This window comes from Microbulbifer guangxiensis (genome assembly GCF_021729075.1).
Taxonomy (GTDB): Bacteria; Pseudomonadota; Gammaproteobacteria; order Pseudomonadales; family Cellvibrionaceae; genus Microbulbifer; species Microbulbifer guangxiensis.
The window spans coordinates 200,879-225,423 of sequence record NZ_JAJSAQ010000007.1; the positions used below are offsets into that span (position 1 = coordinate 200,879).

Consider the following 24,545-nt stretch of genomic DNA (forward strand, 5'->3'; position numbering starts at 1 on the left):
CCCCGCTCAGACGATGGTCACGAGCGGCTGGTCAAATTCCACCGGCTGTCCGTCTTCCACCAGGATGCTTTCGATGGTGCCGGCTTTGTCGGCCTCGATCTGGTTCATCATCTTCATGGCTTCGACGATGCAGATGACATCGCCCACCTTCACCTGCTGGCCCACCTTGACGAACGGTTCGGCGCCCGGGCTGGAGGCGGCATAGAAAGTGCCGACCATCGGTGACTTCACTGCGTGGCCAGTGAGCGCCGGTACAGACTCCTCCGGCGCGGCCGCCGGTGCGGCGGGAGCGGGCGCTGCTGGTGCAGGAGCGGGGGCGGGCATGGGGGTCATCGGGGCGGCAGCCTGGGCCGCGCCACTTACGCCGCGGCTGATGCGGACGGATTCCTCGCCCTCTTTGATTTCCAGCTCGCCGATATCGGACTCTTCGAGCAGTTCGATCAGCTTCTTAATCTTGCGAATATCCATAGGTCTTCACTCGTCGTGTTTCTTTACGTCAGGTTTTTCCGGCGCCGACGCCAGCTGGTGCATGGCCGCCTGCAACGCCAGGGTGTAACTGTTTGCCCCGAACCCGCAGATCACTCCGCGGGCCAGGTCTGAGAGGTAAGAGCGGTGCCTGAATGCCTCCCGTGCATGGGGGTTAGACAGATGCAGCTCGATAAAGGGAATCGCCACGGCCGCCAGTGCGTCGCGCAGGGCGATGCTGGTATGGGTGTAGGCCGCGGGATTGATAACGATGAAATCGATGTGTTCACTTCTGGCCGCCTGGATGCGGTCCACCAGGGCGCCCTCGCTATTGCTCTGGAAGGTCTCCAGCTGGTGGCCGGCGCTCTCGCACAGGTTGCGCGCCTCGCGGTCGATATCCGCGAGGGTGGAGGCGCCATAGATCTCGGGCTCGCGGGTACCGAGCAGGTTGAGATTCGGGCCGTGCAACAGCAGCAGTTTCGCCATGGCTTGCTCTGAAGGAAAAGCGTAATTCAGTCACAAAATGGTGGGGAATGTCGGCAATCTTGCGGACAAAGTCACGTTTTAGACCAACTTGCCCCAAATTTCAGGCGAGTGTGCCGTAAAAGTGACCTTGTGTCCATGGCTGATCGGTCAAGAAGCGACGTTAGGCGCAATTGCCCCGTATTTCTTGGCCGTTTGAGGCAAGAAAGCCCCTGCAGTTGTCTTGTTTGCCGGAGCGCAGGCTTCTGCGGGGTCAGTCGGCCGCGATGGCGGCGCCCGCTTCCGGGGCAGCCGCCCGCAGCGCGGCGATCAGGCCGTCTCTGGTCAGCACCTGGGGCAGGATGTGTGCCTCGCCACCTGCGGCGGGGTAGACGAGGTAAAGGGGGACGCTGGTGCGGCCATAGCGGGCCAGCAGTTCAGTGATCAGGGGGTCCTGGTTGGTCCAGTCGCCCTTGAGGGCCACCACGTCGAGTGACGACACTGCCTCGGTCACCGCCTCACTGGACAGCACGACTTTCTCGTTGGCCAGGCAGGTGATGCACCAGGCGGCAGTCATGTTGATGAGTACCGGCCGGCCGTTGCGGCGGGCCTCGGCAAGGCGCTCGGGGGAGTAGGGCTGCCAGTAATCGGATTTGGTTTGCCCGCTATTGTCCGCCAGTGATACCGGTTCGAGTCGGGGCAGCAACAGCAGGGCACCGGCAAGGGCGATCACTGCCAGGCTGCCGGTGCGCCAGCGCCACTGGGGGCGAGGCCACAGCCACAGGGCAAAGGCAATGGCGACGGCGCCGGCCAGTACCAGGGCGACGCCATCACTGCCGGTCTGCCGTCCGAGCACCCAAAGCAGCCACACGGCGGTGAGATACATGGGGAAAGCCAGCAGTTGCTTGAGCCGGTCCATCCACGGTCCCGGGCGAGGCAGGCGATCGATCAGTCCCGGGGCATAGGTCAGCAGGAGGAAGGGCGCAGCCATACCGGCCCCGAGAGCGGCAAAAACCAGCAGTGCCACCGCGGCTGGCTGGGTGACGGCAAAACCCAGCGCGGAGCCCATGAGCGGGGCCGTGCAGGGGCTGGCTACCAGGGTGGCCAGGGCCCCGGTGGCAAGAGAGCCGCGCAGCTGCCGCGGGTTGCCGACACCCTGGCCGAGCCCCATCAGGCGGCCGCCAAGCTCGGTCAGGCCGGAAAGGCTGAGCCCCATGATGAAGAAGAGATAGGCGAGGGCGGCCACCATGGCGGGAGACTGGAGCTGGAAGCCCCAGCCCACGGCCTCGCCACCGGCACGCAGTGTCAGCATCAGGGCGGCGATGGCGACAAAACTGGCGACCACCCCGGCGGTGTAGGCCCAGCCGTGCCAGTGACGCTCGTGGCTGTGCTGGTTTGCCTGGGTAATGGACAGCAACTTGATGGAGAGCACCGGAAACACGCAGGGCATGAAGTTCAGCACCAGTCCTCCGAGAAATGCCAGCAGCATCGCCAGCGGCAGGCCCAGAGAGGCGCTTTCGGTGGCGCCAGCGGTCAGTGGGCCCGGTGCGGCGGGCCCGGCAGGGTCGATCGGGTTGGCCACGCCCCTGGCAATATCCAGCTCGAAGCGTCGCACCTGGGGCGGGTAGCACAGGCCGGCATCCGCGCAGCCCTGGTAATGCAATTCCAGCTGCATTGGCTGCGGGCCGGTATCCTTCAGGGGTACCTCAAGCTGCAGTCGGTAGACCTCGGTTTCTTTCTCGAAATAGTCGTCCCAGATGACCTCGCCGTCCGCCAGCTCCAGGGGCAGGGGGGTCTTGCTGCCGTCCTCCAGCCGGTAGAGCGCCAGCTTGTCGCGGTAGAGGTAGTACTCCGGCGCTATCTGGAAGATGACACTGGCTTCTCCGCGCTGAAAAAGGAAGTCCTGCTGGTAAGCTTCGTCCACCGGCAGGAATTCAGCATCCTGTACTGCGCCAAAGGGGGCGTCACCGAATGGGGATTGCGCTGCGGCCGGGTGGGAGATCAGGCACAGCAGGGCGGCCAGGAGCAGGAAAATTTTGCGGAAACTGTCGCTTGTCACAGCCATGGAGGTATAAATTCTTTATATTCGGGTGAAAGAACCGGTAACCGGGCCCGCTGTTCTTCTGACTACACGGCGGGCACTCAGTTCGCGGCCGAACCGGCCCGGCAGTATAGCGGTCCTACCGGGAAGGAAAAACAACCGTGGAGTTGAGGGTGTTCTCAGAACTGTTCTCCTGTCACAGGATCGGGCTGGTGCTGGTGGCCTCCTTGCTGGCTGGTTGCGTCACCACGCCGCCGGTGCCTCCGCCCCGGGCCGTTCCGCTGCCAGAGAGAGCCGAGCCGGCACGGCCGTCGGCGGAAGAAATCCGCCAGCGCAACATCGCCTATTTTCTCCGGCGGGCAGAAGAGGCCCAGCAGGAGGGGTTCCTGACCCAGCCGGCTGGTGCCAGCGCTTATGACTATTACCTGCGGGTGCGCCAGCTCGATCCCGGCAACACCCAGGCAGCCACCGGTATCCAGACCATCATCATCGAGTTTGTGGAACGGGCCAGGGATGCATTGCGCCGCCGCTCATTTGCGGAGGTCAACAGCTTCCTGAACCGGGCGGATGAACTTGCTCCCGGGAATCCCCTGGTGGCCGAGGTGCGTACGCAGCTGGCACGGGAACGCAGTCGGGCGAGTGCGGATTTACCGCGGGGAGAGGTGATAGCCCTGCCGGGTGATTCTCTCGCGTCCCGCGGTGACGCGGTGACGGCGCTGCTGAGGGAAACTGCTTTGCGCATCCGCGGGGAAAATCTGCGCGTGATTATTGTCGCCCGAACTGATGAAGAGGGGCGCTGGGTTTACCAGCAGTTGCGCGAGGCAGTGATGGGCTACCGGGTGCGGGGAGATATCAAGCTCGGCAGCCCGCCGCGATTGATTCTGATGAGTGCGGAGGAATCCTGAAGTTGAAACGGATCACAATTAAAAAAGGGCTGCTGGCAGTGGCTCTGATACTCTCGGTGCCCGCTGCGAGCGCCGGAGGGAGCGGTGACGGTGAGCCGATGTTGCGGGTTGCAGGGGATTTTCTCGAGGTGCGCGGCTTCGTGCGCGAGACCCTGCCCGGCCTGAATACCAGCGCTGCCTATCTTGAATTGGATAATGGCGCTGACCGGGACCTTCGTCTGGTCGGTGTGCAGCTCTCCAACCGGCCCGGGGGGGTGGCCAGCCTGCACACGACCGAGGAGCGGGACGGTATCAGCCGTATGCGTCCCCTGAAGGTGTTGCCCATTCCTGCCGGCCAGACGCTCAAAATGGCCCCGGGTGGCCTGCACGTGATGCTGGAGGGTGTGCGCTTGAGGGCCGGTGACAGCCTGTCCCTTGAGCTCCAGTTCGCCAACGGTGAGACTCGCGCGGTAACCTTGCCGGTACGCGGCATGCAGGTGGGTAACGAGCACCACCATCACCACCACGGGTGAAATAATTCGAGTGAACTTTTCCGGTTCGAAGGCGACGAACCAGCTCAAAGCAATTTAAACAAACAAAATGATGGAGGATACCGTGAAGAAGTTATTCATGATTTTGGGCCTCTGCACCCTGGTCGCCTGTGCACACAGCCCGATCCAGATCCAGGTGCGCCCGCAGGTTGAAGTGGCGCCCAGCGTCATCGGCAGCGGCTACACCCTCAGTGTCCGCGGTGGCAACAAACTGCCGGGTGGTGGTCTGGGGTCCCTCGGTGGGATCTACGCTGACAGCTCCAATGTGCGGCTGGCCAATAGCGTCGAGGATGCTCTCGCACAGACCCTGGCCGAGGGTTTTGGCGAGTGGGGTTTCCGCACCGTAGCCAATACGGATCCATCGGCGCGGGTGCAGGTGGTGGCGAACCTGACCGGGCTGAAATACGACAGCCCCAACAAGCTCTACACCAGCAAGGTGGACAGTGAGGCAGAGATCCAGCTGGAAGTGCGGATTGGGGGTGCCACCTATTTCGGTACCTATCGCTCCAGCGGCAAGGACCGCAATCTGATCAAGCCCAGCAAGGAAGAGGTTGAGACGCGCTTGAATGACCTGCTCAGCGCGACCCTGCAGCGTGCTTTCGAAGATGAAAAGCTGAAGATGTTCCTGCAAGCCAACCTTTGATGGGTTATCAGCTGCCGGGCAGTGAACGGAATGTGACGTCGTGACTGAGTTCGACCCCAAGTCGACGGAGCCACTGGGGCTCCTGTCAGAGTTGACCGAGGATGCGGGCGCGAGCCCGCAACTGCTGCCTGGCGCTGCTGAAATAGCCCTGGCCGAGGTGGCTGATGGTGTCATCGTTACCGATGGCGCTGGCCGTGTGACCTACTGTAATCCTCTCGCCGGGGAACTGATCGGCAACGCCCTCTCCCTCAAGCCCGGCCGGCATCTTGACGATGGACTGAAGCTGGTCGAAACCGATGGTACTCCGCTGCCGCCGCTGCTTTCGGGCGGCGGCAAGCAGGAGGGCCGCGTGCTCGCCGATGGGCGGGAGTTCATCGCTGCCATTCCGAGGGTCGATGACCTCGGCGAGGTATTGCTGGAAGTCTCGGTGCAGGTGCAGACAGTGCGGGAGGAGGGTGAGCTTTCCGGCTTCGTGGTGGTGATGCGGGAAGTTTCTGAAGAGCGCCGCCTGTTTTCCCGTATCAGCTGGCAGTCCAGCCACGACAGCCTCACCCATCTTCCCAATCGCCAGTATTTCGAGAGTGAGCTTCAGCGTGCCCTCGCGGTCTGCAAGGATCGGCGGCAACATCATGTGCTCCTTTACCTGGATATCTATCAATTCAAGGTCGTGAACGACACGCTCGGGTATGCCGCTGGTGACCAGTTACTGCGGCAGCTGGCTGACCAGCTGCGTCAGAGCCTCGCCCCGGATGATGTGTTCGCCCGGGTGGGCAGTGATGAATTCGCGGTGCTGTTGCGGGACTGCACCATCGAGGAGGCCCGCCGCGTGGTGGTGAGGCTGCGCGACGGGGTGCAGGGGTTTGTCTTTACTTGGGATGGCCACGAGAGCCGGGTGGCCATTTCCATCGGCGCCGTGGCCGTCGACCGGGCCTCACCGCCTGCAGGGCAGCTGCTGGCTTCGGCCAACGACGCCTGTTGTGCGGCCAGGGACCAGGGGCGCAACCGGGTGAAGCTCTTCAGTGACTCGCGCCGGGTACTGGAAAAACGCCGGCAGAGCACCTGGGTTGCCGAGATCCACGCGGCACTGCGCGAGGAGCGGCTGTTGCTTTTTCGCCAGCCGGTGGTAGCGCTGCAGCATGAGGACCGGCTTCATCACTACGAAGTGCTGGTGCGGATGCGCGGGCGCAACGGGGACGTCATTTCCCCGGGACTCTTCCTGCCCGCGGCCGAACGCTACGGGTTGATCGAGGAAGTGGATCGCTGGGTCATCCGGCGGATTTTCGATTACATGGCAGTGGAGCAGCGCCAGGGACTCACCGGCCACAGCTACGCCATCAATATTTCCGGCCTCAGCCTCGGCGATGACACCTTCGCCGACTTCGTGCTGGAGGCGCTGACAGCAGCCGGCGTACCGCCGTCCCGGGTGCAGTTCGAGATTACCGAGACCAGTGCCATCAATAATCTGGAGCGGGCACTGGTGTTTATTCACAAGCTCCGGGCTGCAGGCTGCACCTTTGCCCTGGACGACTTTGGCCGCGGGGCCTCCTCCCTCGCCTACCTGCGCCAGCTGCCGGTGGATTTCCTCAAGATCGATGGCAGCTTCGTGCGCAACATGCTCGACGACGAGATCGACAGTGCCATCGTCAGCACCGTCAACCACCTGGCCAAGTCAATGGGGATCAGCACCATTGCCGAATATGCCGAGACGCCGGAGTTGCTGGGTCAGCTGCGGGTGCTGGGGGTGGACTTCGCCCAGGGGTTTGGCATCGCAGCGGCCACCGGTCTGCCGGACCTGGAGGGCGAGGACGCCTGAGGTGTGCCCCTGGTCACGTGGCGCTCAGGTTCGGCCGCCGCGCTTCAGGACTCGGCGCCGCGGGCCTCGGCCTCAGCAGTGAGCAGTTCGCCATGCTGGTCGGGACGCAGCCGCGGCCCATACTGGCTCACCACCTGGCCCGCCGCCCGGCAGGCCAGTTCACCGGCCTCCTCGAAGGACATGCCCCGGTTGATTCCGTACAGGAAGGCGCCCGCAAACATGTCCCCGGCGCCGTTGGTGTCGATCGCGTGTACCTTGGGTCCGGCCACCCGGTATTCCCGTTTGCCGTCCCAGAGCAGCGCGCCCTCGGCGCCAAGGGTGATGGCAAAGGCACGACAGTGGGCTTTCAGTCCCTCGGCTGCCGCGGAGACGCTGTCAGCGCCACTGAAGCCCAGGGCTTCGTCGCGATTACAGAACAGCAGGTCCACCCCCTCGCCGATCATCTCCTGCAGGCCATCGCGGAACAGATGGACCATCGCGGGGTCGGATAGGCTGAGCGAGGTTTTGACGCCGGCGTGTTCCGCTTTCTGGCGCAGCTCGATGGCCGCCGCCTTGCCAGTCGGTGAGGAAACCAGGTAGCCCTCGATATAGGTCCAACGGGAGGCAGAGAGTGCCTCCAGGTCCAGCTCGGCGATGGACAGTTCAGCGCTGATGCCGAGGAAGGTGTTCATGCTGCGCTCGGCGTCCGGGGTAATCAATACCAGGCACTTGCCGGTCACGCCCGGCTCTGCGGCCTGCAGTGCGCCCGGGTAGGCGACACCGGCGTCGGCGAGGTCGGCGCGGTAAAAATCGCCGTTTTCATCGGCTGCTACCTTGCAGGAGTAGAAGGTGCGCAGGCCAAAATAGCTGGCGGCGATCACGGTATTGGCGCCCGAGCCTCCGCAGGCGCGCTTGGCAGTTACCAGGTGGTCGCTGAGCGCGCTCACGAGCTGGTGTTGCCGGTGATCATCCACCAGGGTCATCACCCCTTTGTCGACGCCGAGGCTCCGGAGATCGTCATCGCTGACTTCAATTTCGGTATCCAGCAGTGCGGCGCCGATGCCGTAGAGGTCGTATTGGTGCATGGTATTCCTTGGTCGTCGATGGCGGGAAAATGCGCGAGCGTCTCCAGCGGCCCTTGCGCGGCTACCGGCCGCATTATGGCCCGCTGCCGGGCAAGTGCAAGGCGGCGGGTTTGACTTGTGGCCATAACACCTTATAAAACCCCGGCGCAGTGCGGCGCGACGGTCGTCGACGCTGTAGTCACACCCTATCTATAGTTGTTTAAAACGCTTGGCATCACTATGGCATCGACAAAGCGCAGACGCTCACGGGCGTCCCGACCAGGAAGACTGCATCGCTGGATGGTGAGGCTCGGCCTCCTGGCGCTGGTAGGTGCGCTGGCCCTTGTCGCTTATATGGTTTACCTCGACGTGCAGTTGCGTGAACGGCTCGACAGCCGCCAGTACCAGCTGCCGGCGCGGGTGTACGCCCGTCCGCTGGTTCTGCGCGAGGGCATGGTGATGCGTCCCGATGAACTGGAGGCTGAGTTTTCCGCCCTCAATTACCGGGCAAGACAGACCCTGACCGAGCCCGGCCAGTGGACCCGGGCCGGTATGGACTACCGGGTGTGGCGCCGGGACTTCGTGCATGCCGATGGCCGTGAACCCGCCGAAGTGGTCAGTTTCCGCCTGCGTAATGACGAACTGAGCAACCTGCGTGGAGAAAACGGGGAGGCGCTGCGCGAATTCCGCCTCGACGCAGCGCCGATCGGCACGCTGCTCGGTGGTGGTGACGACCGCAACCCGGTGCGCTTCGCCGACATCCCGCCGCTGCTCGCCAACACCCTGATTGCCGTCGAGGACCAGGATTTTCTTCATCATTTCGGCGTCTCTCCCCGGGGCATCGCCCGGGCCATGGTTGCCAACCTGCGTGCCGGTGGAGTGGTCCAGGGCGGCTCCACCATCACCCAGCAGCTGGTGAAGAACATCTTCTTCGACCACAAGCCCAGCCTCTGGCGCAAGTTCAATGAGGCACTGATGGCGGTGCTGATGGAACTGCATTACGACAAGCCGTATATCCTTCAGGAATACATCAACGAGGTGTGGCTGGGGCAGCAGGGCAGCCGGGCGATCTACGGCTTCGGGCTGGCCTCGGAATTTTATTTCCAGAAGCCCCTCGATACGCTCGAACCCCACGAGATTGCACTGCTGGTTGGCCTGGCCAAGGGGGCCTCTTATTACAACCCGTGGCGTAATCCGGAGCGTGCCCTGGAGCGGCGCAATGTGGTGCTTGACGTGATGCAGGAGCAGCAGCTGATCAGCGCCGAGCAACATGATCGCTACCGGGCCATGCCCCTTGGCGTGGCCAGTGTGGCCGGTGCCGCGCAGAACCCCTATCCGGCTTTCACCGAGCGGCTGCTGCAGGAGCTGCGACCGTATTATTCCTATGAAGAATTGCGGACGGCGGGGCTGCGTATCTACACCTCCCTGGCGCCGTCAGTGCAGAAGCTGGTCGAGGATGCAGTCAGCAGTCGCGCCGAGCAACTGGAGAAAGACCGCGGTATCCAGGCCGACTCCCTGCAGGCAGCGACCGTGGTGGTGGACAACGAAACCGGTAACGTACTGGCGATGGTGGGAGACCGCCGTCCCAGTTACCCGGGCTTCAACCGGGCCCTGGAGGCGCGCCGGCAAGTGGGCTCCCTGATCAAGCCGGCGGTGTTCCTGACGGCGCTGGAGCGGCCGCACCAGTACAACCTGGCCACGCTGATCGAGGATGCCCCGATCCGTGTCGAGGCACCGGACGGCCAGGTCTGGATGCCGTCCAACTTCGGCAACGAGAGTCACGGGCCCACCCCCCTGTATCTCGCCCTGGCAAAGTCCTACAACCAGGCCACGGCGCGACTCGGGCTCGAGCTGGGCATCGAAAATGTCCGCCAGACCATCCGTCGCCTCGGCGTGCAGGCCGACCTGCCGCGGGTGCCGTCACTGTTCCTGGGGGCGGTGGAGCTGACCCCGTTTGAAGTGGCAGGCATGTACCAGACCTTTGCCAATGGCGGTGAGGATGTGGAGCTGCGCACCCTGCTCGCGGTGTCCGACGCTGACGGTGGCCAGGTGCAGGCGTTCCGTCGCAAGGCCGATCGCAACGTGGACGCCGTGCCGGCTTTTCTGCTGCGTTACGGCCTCGAGGAGGTCATGCGCGAAGGCACCGGTAAAAGTGCCATGCGCAGCCTGCCCGGCAGCGTGGCGTTCGCCGGTAAGACCGGGACCACCAATGATTACCGGGACAGCTGGTTTGCCGGTTTTTCCCCGGATGTCACTGCGGTCGTCTGGCTGGGACGCGATGACAACGACCGGACCAGCCTGACCGGTGCTACCGGTGCCCTCACGATCTGGACCGACATCATGCGCAAGCTGCCCCACCGCCACGGGCGGGTGGCAGCGCCCCGCGGGGTCGAGTACAAGACGGTGAACGACCGTGGCGAGTACATGGATCCCCGTTACTGCGAGGGCGGACGCAATATGCCGTTCTCCTACGAGACCAGGCTCGAGCCCGCTCCCGAATGTGCCGGGCGCGATCGCTTCCGCTGGTTCCGGGATTTCTTTGGCGATGATCGCGATCAGTCCGAGGAAGCGGCGCCGGTTGAGGAAATGACCCCCGGTTGGGGTGTGGATCCCCGGGAACAGCAGCGGCAGGAAGAGCGCGAGCGGCAGTTGCAGGAGCAGTTGCGCCGGGACGACGAAGCCCAGCAGCCGCGCGAGTTCGAACAGGCGCCGCTCTTCGAGGAAGAGCCGCAACAGTTCGAGGAGGAGCCGCTGCAGCTGCCCCGCGGTGAGGAACGGCCGTTACCTCAACAGGAGGACGACACCGGCGTGCCGGTAGAGGAGGCTGAGCCCTGGTCGGAGGAGGACCAGTGGCCCTGAACGGAATCAGGGTTGGACGCGCCCCATGACGTCACTGGTAACGGGGCGGACCAACCGCGATCAGCGATCCAGCAGGCGCGCGGCCTCCTCGGCGAAATAGGTCAGGATCCCGTCGGCACCGGCGCGCTTGAAGGACAGCAGGGATTCGAGGATCACCGCTTCGCGGGCCAGCCAGCCGTTTTCGAATGCTGCGCAGTGCATCGCGTATTCGCCGCTCACCTGGTAAGCGAAGGTGGGGACCATCAGCTCACGTTTCACCCGGGTGACCACATCGAGGTAGGGCATGCCGGGCTTGACCATGATCATGTCAGCGCCCTCGGCCAGGTCCAGCGCGCACTCGTGCAGTGCCTCGTCGCCATTGGCGGGATCCATCTGGTAGCTGGCCTTGCTGCCCCCCTTGAGGTTGCCGGCAGAGCCCACGGCATCGCGGAACGGCCCGTAGTAGGCGGAGGCATACTTGGCGGCGTAGGACATGATCAGGGTGTTCACGTGGCCATCCTGCTCCAGGGCGTTGCGGATGGCGCCGATTCGGCCATCCATCATGTCTGAGGGCGCTACTACATCTGCCCCGGCCTTCGCATGGGAGAGCGCCTGTTGCACCAGTACTTCGACGGTGTCGTCGTTGACGATATAACCGCTCTGGTCCATCAGGCCGTCCTGTCCATGGCTGGTGAACGGATCCAGGGCGACATCGGTAATCACGCCAAGGTCCGGAGCTGCGTCTTTGAGGGTGCGCACAGCCCGTTGCGCCAGTCCGTCCTTGTCATAGGCCGCCCGCGCATCCTCCGATTTCTGTGCCGGGTCCACGACCGGGAACAGCGCGACCGCGGGGATTCCCAGCTTCACCAGTTCTTTTGCTTTTTTCGCCAGCAGGTCCACGGTCAGTCGCTCGACGCCGGGCATTGAGGCAACTTTCTGCGTTTCGCCGCGACCTTCGATCGCGAACAGTGGCAGGATCAGGTCGTCTGCACTCAGGTGATGTTCGCGCATCAGGCGGCGAGAAAAATCCCGCGCGCGCAGGCGACGCATCCGGGTGTTGGGATAGGGGCCGCGGATGGGGCTGATACTCATGACAGGCTCACTCGCTCTGGAAGTCTGGTTTTTGCCGGTTGTGTTGGTGCCGGCTAAGCTGGCGGGCATGATAACAAAACAGGGAGTCCGTCATGACTGTCGCCTTCTGGTGCCTGCTGGCTGCCGCCATCATGCCTTATCTCTTCACCCTTACCGCCAAATTCACCGGGGAGGGTCGTTACGACAACCGCGCCCCGAGAGCTTACCTGGAATCGCAGAGGGGGCTCGCCCAGCGGGCCGACTGGGCCCAGCGGAACAGTTTCGAGGCACTGCCGATCTTTGTCGCTGCGGTACTGGCCGGAGCGGTCAGCGGTGTGCCAGACCAGTGGCTGGCGATGCTGGCGCTGGGTTTTATTGCCTTCCGTGTGCTCTATGGGGTCTGTTACCTGAAAGACTGGGCCGGTGCCCGCTCACTGATGTGGAGCGGGGGTTACCTGTGCTGCCTGGTTCTTCTGGTCCAGGCAGCACTGGCCTCATCTCAGGGCTGAGAGCTCTCTGGGGCAGGGGTTCAGCCGAGCTGGGCGAACACCTTTTTCGCCGCGGCGATGGTGGCGTCGATGTCCTCGTCGCTGTGGGCTGCGGACATGAATCCGGCCTCGTAGGATGCCGGGGCGAAGTAGATGCCCTCGTCCAGCATGCCGTGGAAGAAGCGATTGAAGCGCTCATTGTTGCAGGCCATCACCTGCTGGTAGTTGCTGACCTCCGGCTCATCGGTGAAGAAAAAACCGAACATGCTGCCAGCGCTGTTGGCGGTCAGGGGGACACCGGCTTCACGAGCCGCGGACAGAATACCCTGGACCAGTTTTTCGGTTTTTTCAGCCAGGCGGTCATAGAAGCCGGGCTCCTGTACCAGCCGCAGGGTTTCCAGCCCCGCCACCATGCCCACCGGGTTACCGGACAGGGTGCCCGCCTGGTAGATAGGGCCGGTGGGGGCGATCTGCTCCATATACTGGCGTTTGCCGCCGAAGGCACCCACCGGCATACCGCCGCCGATCACCTTACCCAGCGTGGTGATGTCGGCCTCGATGCCGTAATGGCCCTGGGCGCCGGTCAGGCTCACACGGAATCCGGACATCACCTCGTCGAGGATCAGAAGCGCGCCGTGGGCATCGCACACCTCGCGCAGGGTTTCCAAGAATCCCGGCACCGGCGGAATGCAGTTCATGTTGCCGGCCACGGGCTCGACGATGATGCAGGCAATCTGGTCCCCCATCTTGTCGAAGCACTCCCGCACTGAGTCGGCGTCGTTGTAGGCGAGGGTGATGGTGTGATCTGCCAGGGAGGCCGGCACCCCGGGGGAGGAGGGCACGCCCATGGTCAGGGCGCCGGAGCCGGCCTTGACCAGCAGCGAATCCGAGTGGCCGTGGTAGCAGCCCTCGAACTTGACGATCTTGTCACGGCTGGTCGCGCCGCGGGCGAGCCGGATGGCACTCATGGTGGCTTCGGTGCCGGAGTTGACGAAGCGCACCAGGTCCATGTTGGGCCAGATACGGCACAGCTCCTCGGCCAGCTCTGTCTCCAGTTCCGTCGGGGCGCCGAAGCTGAGGCCGGACTGGGCCTGCTCGACTACAGCCTCGATCACGTCCGGGTGGGCGTGGCCGAGCACCATGGGGCCCCAGGACTGCACATAGTCGATATAGCGTTTGCCATCGGCGTCAAAAAGGTAGGCTCCTTCGGCGCGATCGATGAACAGGGGCGTACCACCGACGGCGCGGAAGGCGCGCACCGGAGAATTGACGCCGCCGGGAATGTATTGCTGGGCATCGGAAAAGAGTTGCTCGGATTTGCTCATAGACTTGTGGCGTGCTTGGGAATTTGGCCGGCTATTATCCAGTCCGGCTGCGGTGGGGACAATGGCACCGGGACAGCGGTGGTTCAGCGGCGAGCCCAGAACAGGCGGTTGGGGATCGGGCGCCCCATGCCCAGCCGGCGGCTGTCAGCAATGGCGCTCCAGGTGAATTGCTGGCTGCGGGCCACAGCCTCGATAACCGTCAGCCCGTGGGCGATATGGCAGGCGATGGCGGTCGCCAGGGTCCCGCAAACCCCATAAGCGGCAGGTTGCAGGCGTTGCCAGTGAAACTGCCGGATCAGGCCGCGTTCGTCGTACAGGCGGTTTTCCAGCTGCTGCTCGCAGGGTACACCGGTCAGTAACAGGTAGCGGCAGCCGCTTTCCAGCAGTTCCTGGGCCTGGGCATCCAGCACATCGGCCTCAACGGCCATGGCGCGGGCCTCGCGGCGATTGGGGCAGGCCATGGTGGCGTAGGGCAGCAGCAGGGAGCTCATGGCCTCCCACAGCGGAGGTGCCAGCATGCTCTGCTTGTCGGCCAGGGTCGCATCCGGATCGATTATCACGGGGATGTTCGGGTAATCCCGCAGCACACTGTGCAGCGCCCGGACGTTTTCCACCGAACCGAGATAGCCCACCTTGATGGCGGCGACCGGCATATCCTCCAGCACCGCCCGGGCCTGCTCGACCAGCAGCGAGTCGTCCACCGGCGCCACACCCATCAGCTCTCCGGTATCGCCGACACTGATGGCCGAGACAACGGATGTGCAGTGGCATCCCAGGCTGACGGCGGTTTCAGTATCGGCGGTAATCCCGGCACTGCCGCTGGGATCGTGGTGAGTGACGGTAAGGACGATGGGCTGGCGTGTATCCATGGGCAATAGGCAGGGTCACGAGCTGCGGTTGAGGGCCCCTACATTCTAGTTGCGGCAAACGGCCGCCCCGAGATTTCTTGCGCCACTTTGTCCCCTGTACCCGGGGGCTGCTGCCCAACCGGTTCCGGCTGTGTCCACGCACCCGGAATCCCACCGGGCGCGCGGGCAGATCAGAATGGCCGCACCACCGCCAGAATCATGATGGCCACCAGGGCAATGACCGGCAGTTCATTGAAAATGCGGAAAAAGCGCGGGCTGCGGTTGATGGTGCCGGCGGCGAACTTCCGCACGTAGGCACCACACACGTGGTGATAGCCGATCAGCAGCACCACGAAAAACAGTTTCGCATGCATCCAGCCGGAGCTCATGTAGTAGGACGGGTTGAAGGAAATGAGCCAGATGCCGAGGGCGATCACGGCGATCATCGACGGCAGCGCGATCCCCCGGTACAGGCGGCGCTCCATGGTGCAGAAGCGGTCGCGGCTTAGTTTGTCTTCAGCCTCGGCATGATAGACGAACAGGCGCGGCAGGTAGAAAAGTGCGGCAAACCAGGTTACCACGGCCATCAGGTGAAACGCTTTGACCCAGAGCATTGGGCTCCCTCCCGTGAAAAATGTCGAATGAACGATGGTTTTTATTGGCGATAAAAATTATCGATATGCTGCGGCAGGATAATACCGGCGACATGGTTGTCCAGCACCCCGGTCAGCCCGCGGTGGACATACAAGGCGCCGGCGCCACTCTTCTCGAGCTTGTTTTGTGCCTCCAGCAGGGTCGCGCGCCAATTCAACGCTGCCAGCGGGTGGCGCTCACCGGGCAGTTTCAGCAGATCGATGGGATCGCCCGCACCCTCATCCTTGCTCTCGCGGTTCTGCTTGCGGGCCTCTTCGAGACGCTGCAGAAAGCTGGCCAGGTCCGCAGCGCGCAGCAGTTGCGGTGCCGGTTCTTCCGGCAGGTCGATCACGATCCAGTGCGGGCCCGGCGCAATCAGGCGCGCGGCCTCAGCCTCACTCAGCTTCTGCGGGGCAATCGAGAAGCGTCGCTCCATAACGCTGGCAACTCCCACCCGGCTCAACATCTGCTGCCTCCAGCTGGGGGTGCCGCTCTTGTCCAGGGAGCGCAGTGTCTCCTGGAAGATACCTTCGGTGGCAAAGAAGTTCCGGCTGACCAGACAGGCCACGACGATCATCAGCATACCGGGAAAGAGGACATTTGGATTGTAGGTAAGCTCGAGGATGGCAAGCAGCGCCGCCAGGGGCGAGTTCAGCAGTGCTGCCATCATCGCCGCCATACCCACCATGGCATAAAAACCGGGACTGGCCGTGCCCTCGCCCAGCCAGAGGTTGGTCAGGCCGCCGGCGATGCCGCCGAGGCAGGCCCCCAGGAACAGGCTGGGGCCGATCACGCCACCGGGAATCCCCAGGCTGCTGGCCAGCAGCGTGGTGGCGAACTTTGCCACCACGATGATCACCAGCACAGTCAGGGCCAGCTCACCGAGAATCGCTTTTTCCAGGGTGTCATAACCGGCGCCCAGTACCTCCGGTACCCAGATGGCGACCGTGCCGGTGAACACGCCGGCGATGAGGAAGCGCACGGCGGGGGACTTTCGCTGTACCGGCGCCAGCCGACGCTGGATGTGGATAAAAATCCCCGCGAGGCTTCCGATCACAATGGCGAAGAAAAACAGAACCGGCATCTCTGCCAGGGAATTCAGTTGAATGGCGGGTACCGTAAACGCCGGTTCACTGCCGAAGACCAGTTGGGTGACCGCGCTGCCGATCACCGCGGCCAGGATTACCGGCAGGAAGCCGACCACGGAGTACTCCAGCATGACCACCTCCATGGCAAATACCACGCCGGCCAGCGGTGTGTTGAACGAGGCAGCAATGGCGGCAGCGACGCCGCATCCCAGCAGGTTGCGCACCGAGTTGTTGGGCAGCTTGAGCTGGCGGGCCAACAGGCTGCCGCTGGCGGCACCCAGGTGCACGGCAGGGCCCTCACGGCCCACGGACTGGCCACTGAGCAGGGCCACCGAGCCGGCCAGGAACTGCAGCACGGCATTGGAGGCGGGCATCTGTGCCTGGTGATTGTGCAGCCGGTCCAGCACATGCACGATACCGGTATGTCGCCGACTGGGTTTCAGCAGGTGGTACATGGCGGCCAGCGCCAGCGCCCCCAGCACCGGCAGCGCGAAGCGCCAGATCTGTGGCAGTGCCTCAAACTGGTCCGGCATCGGCAGATAGAGACGCGAGGGGGATTCGCTCAGCAGCCGAAATCCGACCGTGACCAGCCCCGCGGCGATACCTGTGAGCAGTGCCATGGCCAGCAGTGGTGCCAGGGCGTCCTGGGCGGAAAGTTGCAGGCGCAGTTTTTCCAGCCCGCGCTCATGGCGCAGCCATCGCAGGGCTGGTCTCTTGTCGCGGGAGTCTGGGGCTGGCTTCAAGGCTCGTCCTGTTAAATGGCTGGGATGTGGTAGAGTGCTGCGCGTATTTTATCCGGATGGGCCCCAGAGGGCCTATCTGGCTGGGTTCAATGAGCACAGGAGTGACCGTCAGGGTGATCAAGGTAGCAATTGTCGGGGGTACCGGCTACACGGGGGTGGAACTGCTGCGCCTGCTGTGCGGGCATCCGCAGGTGGAGATCGAGGCGATCACCTCGCGGACCCTGGCCGGTACCCCGGTGGCAGAGCTGTTCCCGAGCCTGCGTGGCCACAGTGAACTGGCGTTCAGCGAGCCGGATGTTGAGGTGCTCGCCCGCGCAGACCTGGTGTTCTTCGCCACCCCCCATGGGGTTGCCCAGGCCCAGGTGCCTGAACTGATCAGTCGCGGAGTGCGGGTGATCGACCTGTCAGCAGACTTTCGCATCAAGGATGTCCCCGCCTGGGAGCGCTGGTACGGGCAACTGCACGCAGCCCCCGCGCTCGCCGCTGAATCGGTGTATGGGCTGCCGGAGGTGCACCGGCAGGCGATTGCCGGGGCACAGCTGGTGGCCTGCCCGGGCTGTTACCCGACGGCCATCCAGCTGGGCTGGATTCCACTGCTCGAGGCTGACGCCGTCGAACCCACCGGGCTGATTGCCAATGCCGCCAGCGGCGCCAGTGGCGCCGGTCGCCAGGGCAAGACCGAATTGCTGTTCGCCGAAAACAGTGACAACTTCCGCGCTTACGCGGCCAGCGGCCATCGGCACCTGCCAGAGATCGAGCAGGGCTTGCGCATGGTCCAGCCGCAGGACAGCGATCCGGCAACGCTGACCTTTGTGCCGCATCTGCTGCCGATGGTGCGCGGTATTCACGCCACACTGTATGCCCGTCTGCGACCGGGCCAGACGCTTGAGTCTGCCCAGGCCCTGTTCGAGGCCCGCTACCGGGACGAGCCGTTCGTGGACGTCATGTCGCCGCAGGGTCATCCGCAGACCCGCAGTGTGCGCGGGACCAATCTGTGCCGCATTTCGCTGCACCGCCCGCAGGATGGGGATACATTGGTGGTCCTGTCGGTAATTGATAACCTGGCCAAGGGCGCCTCGGCCCAGGCACTGCAGAACATGAACATAATGTTCGGCTGGCAGGAAACCCTTGGGCTGGAGAGCCCGGCCCTACTGCCTTAGAATCGGCAGCTTAATCCACACGATTTATCAGTTTAATCACGGCAACACGGAATTCATGGCGCGCAAAGTCAAAGGCAGCAAGCAGTACCGCATGAAGGTGGTGCCCCACCGCCCGTTCTCTGGCGCCCTGTCGGTGCTGGGGGTGGCGCTGCTGGTGCTCGCCACCTCTGCGGCTGCCTATTTCGCCGGTCAGCACCATCTGCGCAGCAACCTGGATCGCAAGACCCTTGCCCATGAGCGCGCCCTGAAGGAGCTCGACAGACTGAAAAAGGAGAACGAGTCCCTGCGATTGCGAGCTACCACGGCAGAGCAGTCACTGGCCATCGGTGAGCAGGCCAGTGAGAAGGTGCGCACGGAGCTGGTGGAAAAAGAGAGCCGCATTGCGGAGCTTAAGCAGGAGATTTCTTTCTACCGGGGGCTGATGGCTCCGGCGGACGGCAGTGACGGTGTATCCATCGGCCGTTTCAGCATCTCGGAAATGGCCGATGGCCGCTACCAGTACAAGCTTCTGGTGCAGCAGTCGGCGACAAGACACAACGTGGTGACCGGTCAGGCGACCTTCACCGTGGTGGGCAGTCAGGATGGACAGCCAAAACGCTATCCCCTGAGTGCGCTCTCGCCCCAGGTGGACAGCGAATCGATCCCCCTACGCTTCAAGTACTTTCAAAATATTGAAGGGGAGCTAAAGTTGCCCGAGGGTTTCGAGCCCGAGGGTGTGGAGTTGTCGCTGAAATCCGGCGGCCGCGGGGGATTCAATATCGAGCAGCGTTACGGCTGGCTGGTGCAGAAAAGCTAGTCGGCCGGGGCTGGTAAACGAGGTTTTGAAAGACTTATGTTGAGAAAAAAAGAGAAGGCTACTGTTATGGCGAGCTCCGGAAGCAACCACACAACACTGATCGCCCGCCAGACGGAGGTGACCGGTGACCTGCATTTTCGCGGCAACCTGGTGATCGAGGGCAAAGTGAAAGGCAACGTCAGCGCCCACAGTGACAGTGACGCGCGCCTGCAGATCGTCGATGGCGGCGAAGTCGAGGGCGAGATCCGCGTTCCGCACGTGGTCATCAATGGCAACGTGAAAGGAGATGTCTATGCCGCCCGTCACCTGGAGCTGTCCTCCAAGGCGATGGTGGAAGGCAACGTGCACTACAAGCTGATCGAAATGGTGAAGGGTGCCCAGGTCAACGGTTCCCTGGTTTCCAATATCGACATCGACTCCACCGGTGAGACCCGCCTGCTGGAGCATGCCGAAGAGGCTGTCGCCGAAGTCGACTGATCCCTCCTGTCGGGGCCGCGACCGTCGGCTCCGAATACTTGACTGCCCTGGTCGGTTTTAGCAAGATGGCGGCCCTGGTGCCGCCCTCGATATACTGTCGGAAAGGGGCGATCCCAGCCCAAATACCGAGAGAAACCTATGTCAGAAGCTGTATCCTTTTCCCCTGAACCGGTCCTGGTGACCGAGCGCGCCGTGGCCAAGGTCAAGAGCCTGTTGGAGGATGAGGGCAATCCGGAGCTGAAGCTGCGGGTTTTTGTTACCGGCGGCGGCTGTTCCGGTTTCCAGTACGGTTTTACTTTCGATGAACTGGTGGCGGAAGACGATGCCGTGGTCGAGAAAGATGGCATCCAGGTGCTTGTTGACGCCATGAGCTACCCGTATCTGGTGGGGGCGAGCGTGGACTATGAGGAAGGCCTGAGCGGATCCCGCTTTGTCGTGCAGAACCCCAACGCGTCGTCCACCTGCGGTTGCGGATCCTCTTTCTCTATCTGATTTTCGCGCCGACATGATTTTCATGCGGACAGCGCAGGCGCCTGCCCCCGCTGTCCCGGACTGCCCACGACACCCGCGTCAGGCGGGATAGATTCCCCCCAGCACGGTATCTCGGCTTGCGCCGGTAACCCCCGGACAGTTCCCCGGCAGGCCGTGCAGTGTCTGGCGGGCCAGCCAGGCAAAACCCACCGCTTCCAGCCAGTCGGCGTCGATGCCGTATTTACCGGTGTCGGCTATGGACCAGGTGGGCAGTCGCCGCTGCAGCCGCTCGATCAGATCCAGGTTCCGTGCGCCGCCACCACAGATCAGCAGCTCACCGCCATTGGCAAAAGAATTGACCCCATCGGCAATGCTCGCCGCAGTCACTTCCGCCAGGGTTGCCTGGACGTCCGCAGGGGAAAGCTGCAGGCCAACAGTGGCTCCTTCCAGCCAGCTGGGGTTGAAGGTCTCACGGCCGGTGCTCTTCGGCGGTGTGGCGGCAAAATATGGATCTGCCATCAGGCGCTCAAGCAGCTCCGGGTGCACTCGACCGCTGGCGGCCCAGGCGCCGTCGCGGTCAAACGGCTGCCCCTGGTGCAGCTCTACCCAGTAATCCAGCAATGCATTGCCCGGTCCGGTATCGTAGCCGCGCACGCTACCGTTGGCGGCCAGCTCGGTGATATTCGCCATGCCGCCGATGTTCACCACCGCCCGGTCTGTCGCTGCGGCAAAGGCGGCGTGGTGGAAGGCGGGCATCAGGGGGGCGCCCTGGCCGCCGAGCACCATGTCGCGGCGGCGAAAGTCCGCCACCGTGGTAATGCCGGTCAACGTGGCAATGGTGTTCGGATCGCCGAGCTGCATGGAGAAGGGCACTGCAACACTGCCGGGCGGGCGATGGCGCACGGTCTGCCCGTGGCTGCCAATAGCCTTGATTTCGTTCGGAGTGACAGCGGCGCGCTCGAGCAGGGTTGCCACGGCGTCCGCAAATGCCTCGCCCAGTTGGCGGTCCAGTTGCCCGGCACGATCCAGCTCCGAAGGGCCGGGGGCGCAGAGTGCGAGAATCGCCTCGCGTATGGTGGCGGCGATCGGATAACCGACAGTCTCCAGTATGCGAGTCCTGAGTGGGGAGGCCCCCTCGAATTCCACCAGCACCGCATCGATGGAGTCGACACTGGTTCCGGACATCAGGCCGATGTAGAGCTCAGACATTCATGCTCCCTCAAGAATGGCGCTGACAGCGCTTCCTTTTTGTTGTTCTGGCTTTGTTGTTCTGGGGTGGCTGCTGGCGTGACGGATGCAGCCCGGGGAAGGCGAGGCGCCCACCGATGGGTGGGCGCACGCGGAAAGGTTCAGTTCACTTCCTGGGTGTCCTCAGGCTCATCGCGCTGGGCCAGGGCGGGCTGCTCGTAGCTCTCAAGCTTGGCCAGCAGCGGCTGGGTCTGCATGCGGAAGCGCTCCATCTCTGCCGTCGGAATGGACTTGGCCTTCGGAAGCTTGCGCACGATGGTGGCCGGATTGCGATGGCTGCCATCCACCAGGAACTCGTAATGCAGATGGGGGCCGGTGGCATAACCGGTGGCGCCGACAGTGCCAATCACCTGGCGCTGCTTCACACGCTGGCCGACTTTGACCTTGCGCTTGTGCAGGTGCAGGTATCGGGTGATATAGCGCTCACCATGCTTGATGAACACATAGTTGCCGTTTGCCTTGCTATAGCCGGCCTTGATGACCCGTCCATCACCGGCGGAATACACCGGTGTACCAGTGGGAGCAGCGTAGTCGGTGCCGTTGTGCGGCCGCCGGGTCTTGAAGATCGGGTGCAGGCGCCTGGGGTTGAAGTGGGAGCTGATGCGGCCAATGTCCACCGGGGTGCGGATAAAGGCCTTGCGCATGCTCTTTCCATCCGGCGTGTAGTAGTTCGCATCGCCATTGGCATCGACGTAGCGTACGGCGCTGAAAGTCTTGCCCTGGTTGACGAAGGTGACCGCCTGAATCGGGCCATTGCCGATCTTCTCGCCGTCGAGGAACTTCTCCTCGAACATTACGCTGAAGCGATCGCCCTTGCGGATGTCGAGGGCAAAGTCGATATCGGAACTGAAGACCTGGGCCATTTCCATGATGAGGTCATGGCTCAGCCCTACCTCGCTCCCGGCCATAAAGAGGGAGCTGTCGATTTCAGCCTCGCGGTAGGCGGAGTAGCTGTCAGCCTCACGCTGGTAAGCGGCGTAACGGAAGGCGCCGCTGTCCTCGCGGGTGAACTCCACCAGGTTGAGGCGGTCGCGATGCAGTTCCAGACTCGCCAGTGAGCCGTCGTTGTCGATGTGAAAAGTGAGCTTTTCCCCGGGAGTCAGTCGGGCCAGCCCGCGCGCTTCCTTGCCACTGGACAGGAGCTTGTACATCTCGGCGGCATCGACACCGGCACGTTTGAACAGGTCGGACAGGGTGTCGCCGTTGCGAACTTCCAGATCCTTTTTGTCGATCTCGGCCGGGGCCTCGATGGCGGGAGCAAGTACGGCATCGGTAGCGGCAACCTGCTCTTCTGCCTTCCCGGCCGGCAGGTCGGCCGGATCTTCCGGCACCGAGAGATTGACCGGCAGGGAGAGTCGCTTGGCTTCCACCTCGGGGGTGGGAACGAACATGGCGAGCACCAGCGCGAAACTGGCGGCCCCTGCCGCAAGGGCATGAGTGCGCGGGAAATGCTGGCGCAGGGCGCCGAACAGGCGCTTGGGCTTCGGTGTGCGTGGATTTTCCATGGTCTTAACGGGTAGCGCTGGTGTTACTTTTTATCGGTGTGTGGCATCTGTCGTGCCTAAAAAACGAACACCGAGACGGCTTTATAACAAAAAATCTGTCGGCATTCACGGGGTAATTGACCTGCACTTCCATGGTTCAGTTCCTCTGTACCTGTTCCTTGGTCGGGGTGGCGGCGGCCCGCGGCCGCTTGTATTTAGCGGGATATTCGGTAATGTTGCAGCCCGCTTTGCCGCCGTCCGGCGGCGCCAATCGCCAGATATTGCACTGAGGGGAAACGATGGCCGGGGTCGATACGACACTGTTGAAAGATTTGGACCGCCGGGGGCTGATCAATCAGGCCACGGGGGATGGGGAGTTGACCGAGCATCTGGCGCATTCCCGCACCCTCTATTGCGGCTTCGATCCGACCGCGGATTCCCTTCACATAGGGAGTCTAGTACCCCTTCTGACATTAAAGAGGTTTCAGGCGGCAGGGCATCGTCCAATCGCACTGGTTGGCGGCGCAACCGGCCTGATCGGCGATCCTTCCTTCAAGGCCCAGGAGCGCAGCCTCAATACGCCGGACGTGGTTGCCGGCTGGGTAGACAAAATTCGCGCCCAGGTTTCCCAGTTTATTGACTTCGACTGCGGTGAAAACAGTGCCACGGTGGTGAATAACCTCGACTGGACTCAGAACCTGAATGTGCTCGATTTCCTGCGCGAGGTGGGAAAACATTTCTCCGTCAACAACATGGTTAACAAGGAGTCCGTCAAGCAGCGGATCCAGCGCGAGGGCGAGGGGATTTCCTTCACCGAGTTCAGCTACATGTTGTTGCAGTCCATGGACTTCTCAGAGCTTTACCAGCGCGAGAGCTGCACGCTGCAGATCGGGGGTTCTGACCAGTGGGGCAATATTACCGGGGGAGTGGACCTGACCCGGCGCCAGCACCGCGGCAAGGTCTTTGGTCTGACGCTGCCCCTGGTCACCAAGGCGGATGGCACCAAGTTCGGCAAGACCGAGAGCGGCACTATCTGGCTGGACCCGAAACGGACGTCCCCTTACGCCTTCTACCAGTTCTGGCTGAATACGGCAGACGCCGACGTTTACAAGTTCCTGCGGTACTTCACTTTCCTCGGTGTCGACGAGATCGATGCGATCGAGCGGGCCGATGCCGAGCGCGCCGGCAAGCCGAAGGCTCAGGGAATTCTGGCCCGGGAAGTGACCCGGGAAGTACATGGTGAGGAAGGGTTGGCCGCGGCCGAGCGTATATCTGCCGCGCTGTTTTCCGGTGAGATTACCGAGCTCTCTGCCAGTGATCTGGAGCAGCTGCGCCAGGATGGCCTGCCGAGCTCAGAGCTGCCGGCTGACTTTGGCGAGCAGAGCCTGATTCATGTTCTGGTGGAGGCCGGCATGGCGCCATCCGGCAAGCCGGTCAAGGATGCGCTGGGGCGCAAGGCTGTGATCGTCAACGGGCAGCCGGTAGGGATCGAGAGCAATGGTGAGCCGGCGGCGGTATTTGCCCCTGGGTCTGCCCTTCATGATCGTTATTTCATCGTGCGCCTCGGCAAGAAGAAGTATCACCTCTTTGCGCTGCCGGGTTGATTGTTTTTTCGGCGCTTCCTGAAGGGAAATAACTTTTTTACAGTTTTGTCACGAAAGTGCTTGCGGCCCCCGGTCCGGGGCCGTATAGTTCGCGCCCTCGCTGCTTGATGAGTAGTGAGGTGGCGGCTCCAAGTGATTGATTTTCCTAAGAAAATTTCTTCACAAAAGAGCTTGCCAGGGTCGGAATGGCCGCTATAATGCGCGCCACTTCGACGGAGCCACAAGCGGCTTCGCACAGGGCTCCAGCGAGTCCTTCAGTTCGAAACAGAGCGCCTTCGGGCAGCGGTTTCGACACTGAAAAAAGCCTGCAAAAAAGGCTTGCTGCGGAGAGGCGGTTCGCTATAATGCGCGCCCCTCACGAGCTACCGG

22 protein-coding genes are annotated in these 24,545 nt (G+C 63.0%); 11 read left to right on the top strand and 11 right to left on the bottom strand.

The genetic code is table 11. The annotated features are described in order from the left end of the window. Positions 1-6 precede the first annotated feature (6 nt). From accB to LVD12_RS15355, 3 genes are all read right to left on the bottom strand, one after another. Entirely contained in the window at positions 7-468 is a 462-nt protein-coding gene (gene accB / locus LVD12_RS15345; RefSeq protein ID WP_237068601.1) for an acetyl-CoA carboxylase biotin carboxyl carrier protein, read from the bottom strand. Positions 469-474: 6 nt separating this feature from the next. Continuing rightward, positions 475-951 carry a type II 3-dehydroquinate dehydratase gene (aroQ, locus tag LVD12_RS15350; protein WP_237068602.1) on the bottom strand — a complete coding sequence of 159 codons (477 nt, stop codon included), beginning with the start codon at positions 949-951 and terminating at the stop codon, positions 475-477. 250 nt (positions 952-1,201) lie between these two features. Continuing rightward, the gene (locus tag LVD12_RS15355; RefSeq protein ID WP_237068603.1) at positions 1,202-2,992 is read right to left on the bottom strand and encodes a protein-disulfide reductase DsbD family protein; all 1,791 of its coding nucleotides are present in this window, start codon (positions 2,990-2,992) and stop codon (positions 1,202-1,204) included. 149 nt (positions 2,993-3,141) lie between these two features. Here LVD12_RS15355 and LVD12_RS15360 point away from each other — a divergent pair, with 149 nt between their 5' ends. From LVD12_RS15360 to LVD12_RS15375, 4 genes are all read left to right on the top strand, one after another. After that, a complete protein-coding gene (locus LVD12_RS15360; RefSeq protein WP_237068604.1) occupies positions 3,142-3,873 on the top strand; it encodes an N-acetylglucosaminyltransferase in 732 nt (243 codons plus the stop codon). Positions 3,874-3,875: 2 nt separating this feature from the next. Continuing rightward, positions 3,876-4,385 carry a copper chaperone PCu(A)C gene (locus LVD12_RS15365; RefSeq protein ID WP_237068605.1) on the top strand — a complete coding sequence of 170 codons (510 nt, stop codon included), beginning with the start codon at positions 3,876-3,878 and terminating at the stop codon, positions 4,383-4,385. Between the two features lie 82 nt (positions 4,386-4,467). Beyond that, entirely contained in the window at positions 4,468-5,046 is a 579-nt protein-coding gene (locus LVD12_RS15370) for a YajG family lipoprotein (protein ID WP_237068606.1), read from the top strand. 40 nt (positions 5,047-5,086) lie between these two features. Further along, the gene (locus LVD12_RS15375; RefSeq protein ID WP_237068607.1) at positions 5,087-6,859 is read left to right on the top strand and encodes an EAL domain-containing protein; all 1,773 of its coding nucleotides are present in this window, start codon (positions 5,087-5,089) and stop codon (positions 6,857-6,859) included. A 44-nt stretch (positions 6,860-6,903) separates the two neighbouring features. Here the strand turns inward: LVD12_RS15375 and LVD12_RS15380 are convergent, their stop codons facing one another. Further along, on the bottom strand, positions 6,904-7,923 hold the full coding sequence (locus LVD12_RS15380) for an adenosine kinase (RefSeq protein ID WP_237068608.1): 1,020 nt from the start codon (positions 7,921-7,923) through the stop codon (positions 6,904-6,906). A 279-nt stretch (positions 7,924-8,202) separates the two neighbouring features. Here LVD12_RS15380 and mrcB point away from each other — a divergent pair, with 279 nt between their 5' ends. Then, positions 8,203-10,761 carry a penicillin-binding protein 1B gene (gene mrcB / locus LVD12_RS15385; RefSeq protein ID WP_237068609.1) on the top strand — a complete coding sequence of 853 codons (2,559 nt, stop codon included), beginning with the start codon at positions 8,203-8,205 and terminating at the stop codon, positions 10,759-10,761. Positions 10,762-10,821: 60 nt separating this feature from the next. On the opposite strand, the gene hemB is transcribed toward mrcB, so the two are convergent. Beyond that, on the bottom strand, positions 10,822-11,832 hold the full coding sequence (gene hemB / locus LVD12_RS15390; RefSeq protein ID WP_237068610.1) for a porphobilinogen synthase: 1,011 nt from the start codon (positions 11,830-11,832) through the stop codon (positions 10,822-10,824). A gap of 92 nt (positions 11,833-11,924) precedes the next feature. Between hemB and LVD12_RS15395 the strand changes: the two genes are divergently transcribed. Next, the gene (locus LVD12_RS15395) at positions 11,925-12,320 is read left to right on the top strand and encodes an MAPEG family protein (protein WP_237068611.1); all 396 of its coding nucleotides are present in this window, start codon (positions 11,925-11,927) and stop codon (positions 12,318-12,320) included. 20 nt (positions 12,321-12,340) lie between these two features. Here LVD12_RS15395 and hemL read toward each other — a convergent pair whose 3' ends face one another. The 4 genes from hemL to LVD12_RS15415 all read right to left on the bottom strand — a co-directional run bounded on the left by hemL (position 12,341) and on the right by LVD12_RS15415 (position 16,936). After that, a complete protein-coding gene (gene hemL / locus LVD12_RS15400; RefSeq protein WP_237068612.1) occupies positions 12,341-13,624 on the bottom strand; it encodes a glutamate-1-semialdehyde 2,1-aminomutase in 1,284 nt (427 codons plus the stop codon). A gap of 83 nt (positions 13,625-13,707) precedes the next feature. Beyond that, on the bottom strand, positions 13,708-14,493 hold the full coding sequence (gene thiD / locus LVD12_RS15405; RefSeq protein WP_237068613.1) for a bifunctional hydroxymethylpyrimidine kinase/phosphomethylpyrimidine kinase: 786 nt from the start codon (positions 14,491-14,493) through the stop codon (positions 13,708-13,710). A 170-nt stretch (positions 14,494-14,663) separates the two neighbouring features. Continuing rightward, a complete protein-coding gene (hemJ, locus tag LVD12_RS15410) occupies positions 14,664-15,086 on the bottom strand; it encodes a protoporphyrinogen oxidase HemJ (protein WP_237068614.1) in 423 nt (140 codons plus the stop codon). Positions 15,087-15,127: 41 nt separating this feature from the next. Further along, complete coding sequence (locus LVD12_RS15415; protein WP_237068615.1) at positions 15,128-16,936, bottom strand: chloride channel protein; 1,809 nt, start codon at positions 16,934-16,936, stop codon at positions 15,128-15,130. A 113-nt stretch (positions 16,937-17,049) separates the two neighbouring features. On the opposite strand from LVD12_RS15415, the gene argC reads away from it, so the two are divergent. The 4 genes from argC (at position 17,050) to erpA (ending at position 19,861) form a co-directional block, all read left to right on the top strand. After that, the gene (argC, locus tag LVD12_RS15420) at positions 17,050-18,096 is read left to right on the top strand and encodes an N-acetyl-gamma-glutamyl-phosphate reductase (protein ID WP_237068616.1); all 1,047 of its coding nucleotides are present in this window, start codon (positions 17,050-17,052) and stop codon (positions 18,094-18,096) included. A gap of 55 nt (positions 18,097-18,151) precedes the next feature. Then, on the top strand, positions 18,152-18,892 hold the full coding sequence (locus LVD12_RS15425; RefSeq protein WP_237068617.1) for a DUF6776 family protein: 741 nt from the start codon (positions 18,152-18,154) through the stop codon (positions 18,890-18,892). A 66-nt stretch (positions 18,893-18,958) separates the two neighbouring features. Further along, complete coding sequence (locus LVD12_RS15430) at positions 18,959-19,369, top strand: bactofilin family protein (protein WP_237068618.1); 411 nt, start codon at positions 18,959-18,961, stop codon at positions 19,367-19,369. 138 nt (positions 19,370-19,507) lie between these two features. After that, positions 19,508-19,861 carry an iron-sulfur cluster insertion protein ErpA gene (gene erpA / locus LVD12_RS15435; protein ID WP_237068619.1) on the top strand — a complete coding sequence of 118 codons (354 nt, stop codon included), beginning with the start codon at positions 19,508-19,510 and terminating at the stop codon, positions 19,859-19,861. A 78-nt stretch (positions 19,862-19,939) separates the two neighbouring features. Here the strand turns inward: erpA and LVD12_RS15440 are convergent, their stop codons facing one another. After that, a complete protein-coding gene (locus tag LVD12_RS15440; protein WP_237068620.1) occupies positions 19,940-21,049 on the bottom strand; it encodes an anhydro-N-acetylmuramic acid kinase in 1,110 nt (369 codons plus the stop codon). A 140-nt stretch (positions 21,050-21,189) separates the two neighbouring features. After that, complete coding sequence (locus tag LVD12_RS15445) at positions 21,190-22,593, bottom strand: peptidoglycan DD-metalloendopeptidase family protein (protein ID WP_237068621.1); 1,404 nt, start codon at positions 22,591-22,593, stop codon at positions 21,190-21,192. Between the two features lie 278 nt (positions 22,594-22,871). Here LVD12_RS15445 and tyrS point away from each other — a divergent pair, with 278 nt between their 5' ends. After that, a complete protein-coding gene (gene tyrS, locus LVD12_RS15450) occupies positions 22,872-24,176 on the top strand; it encodes a tyrosine--tRNA ligase (protein WP_237068622.1) in 1,305 nt (434 codons plus the stop codon). Positions 24,177-24,545: the final 369 nt, after the last annotated feature.

Excerpts from the sequence above, each read along its gene's own strand:
- tyrS (WP_237068622.1), top strand. The coding sequence starts at position 22,872 with ATGGCCGGGGTCGATACGACACTGTTGAAAGATTTGGACCGCCGGGGG.
- accB (WP_237068601.1), bottom strand. The coding sequence starts at position 468 with ATGGATATTCGCAAGATTAAGAAGCTGATCGAACTGCTCGAAGAGTCC.
- hemL (WP_237068612.1), bottom strand. The coding sequence starts at position 13,624 with ATGAGCAAATCCGAGCAACTCTTTTCCGATGCCCAGCAATACATTCCC.
- mrcB (WP_237068609.1), top strand. The coding sequence starts at position 8,203 with ATGGTGAGGCTCGGCCTCCTGGCGCTGGTAGGTGCGCTGGCCCTTGTC.
- LVD12_RS15380 (WP_237068608.1), bottom strand. The coding sequence starts at position 7,923 with ATGCACCAATACGACCTCTACGGCATCGGCGCCGCACTGCTGGATACC.
- LVD12_RS15440 (WP_237068620.1), bottom strand. The coding sequence starts at position 21,049 with ATGTCTGAGCTCTACATCGGCCTGATGTCCGGAACCAGTGTCGACTCC.
- hemJ (WP_237068614.1), bottom strand. The coding sequence starts at position 15,086 with ATGCTCTGGGTCAAAGCGTTTCACCTGATGGCCGTGGTAACCTGGTTT.
- LVD12_RS15445 (WP_237068621.1), bottom strand. The coding sequence starts at position 22,593 with ATGGAAAATCCACGCACACCGAAGCCCAAGCGCCTGTTCGGCGCCCTG.
- LVD12_RS15355 (WP_237068603.1), bottom strand. The coding sequence starts at position 2,992 with ATGGCTGTGACAAGCGACAGTTTCCGCAAAATTTTCCTGCTCCTGGCC.
- LVD12_RS15425 (WP_237068617.1), top strand. The coding sequence starts at position 18,152 with ATGGCGCGCAAAGTCAAAGGCAGCAAGCAGTACCGCATGAAGGTGGTG.
- thiD (WP_237068613.1), bottom strand. The coding sequence starts at position 14,493 with ATGGATACACGCCAGCCCATCGTCCTTACCGTCACTCACCACGATCCC.
- LVD12_RS15430 (WP_237068618.1), top strand. The coding sequence starts at position 18,959 with ATGGCGAGCTCCGGAAGCAACCACACAACACTGATCGCCCGCCAGACG.
- erpA (WP_237068619.1), top strand. The coding sequence starts at position 19,508 with ATGTCAGAAGCTGTATCCTTTTCCCCTGAACCGGTCCTGGTGACCGAG.
- hemB (WP_237068610.1), bottom strand. The coding sequence starts at position 11,832 with ATGAGTATCAGCCCCATCCGCGGCCCCTATCCCAACACCCGGATGCGT.
- aroQ (WP_237068602.1), bottom strand. The coding sequence starts at position 951 with ATGGCGAAACTGCTGCTGTTGCACGGCCCGAATCTCAACCTGCTCGGT.
- LVD12_RS15395 (WP_237068611.1), top strand. The coding sequence starts at position 11,925 with ATGACTGTCGCCTTCTGGTGCCTGCTGGCTGCCGCCATCATGCCTTAT.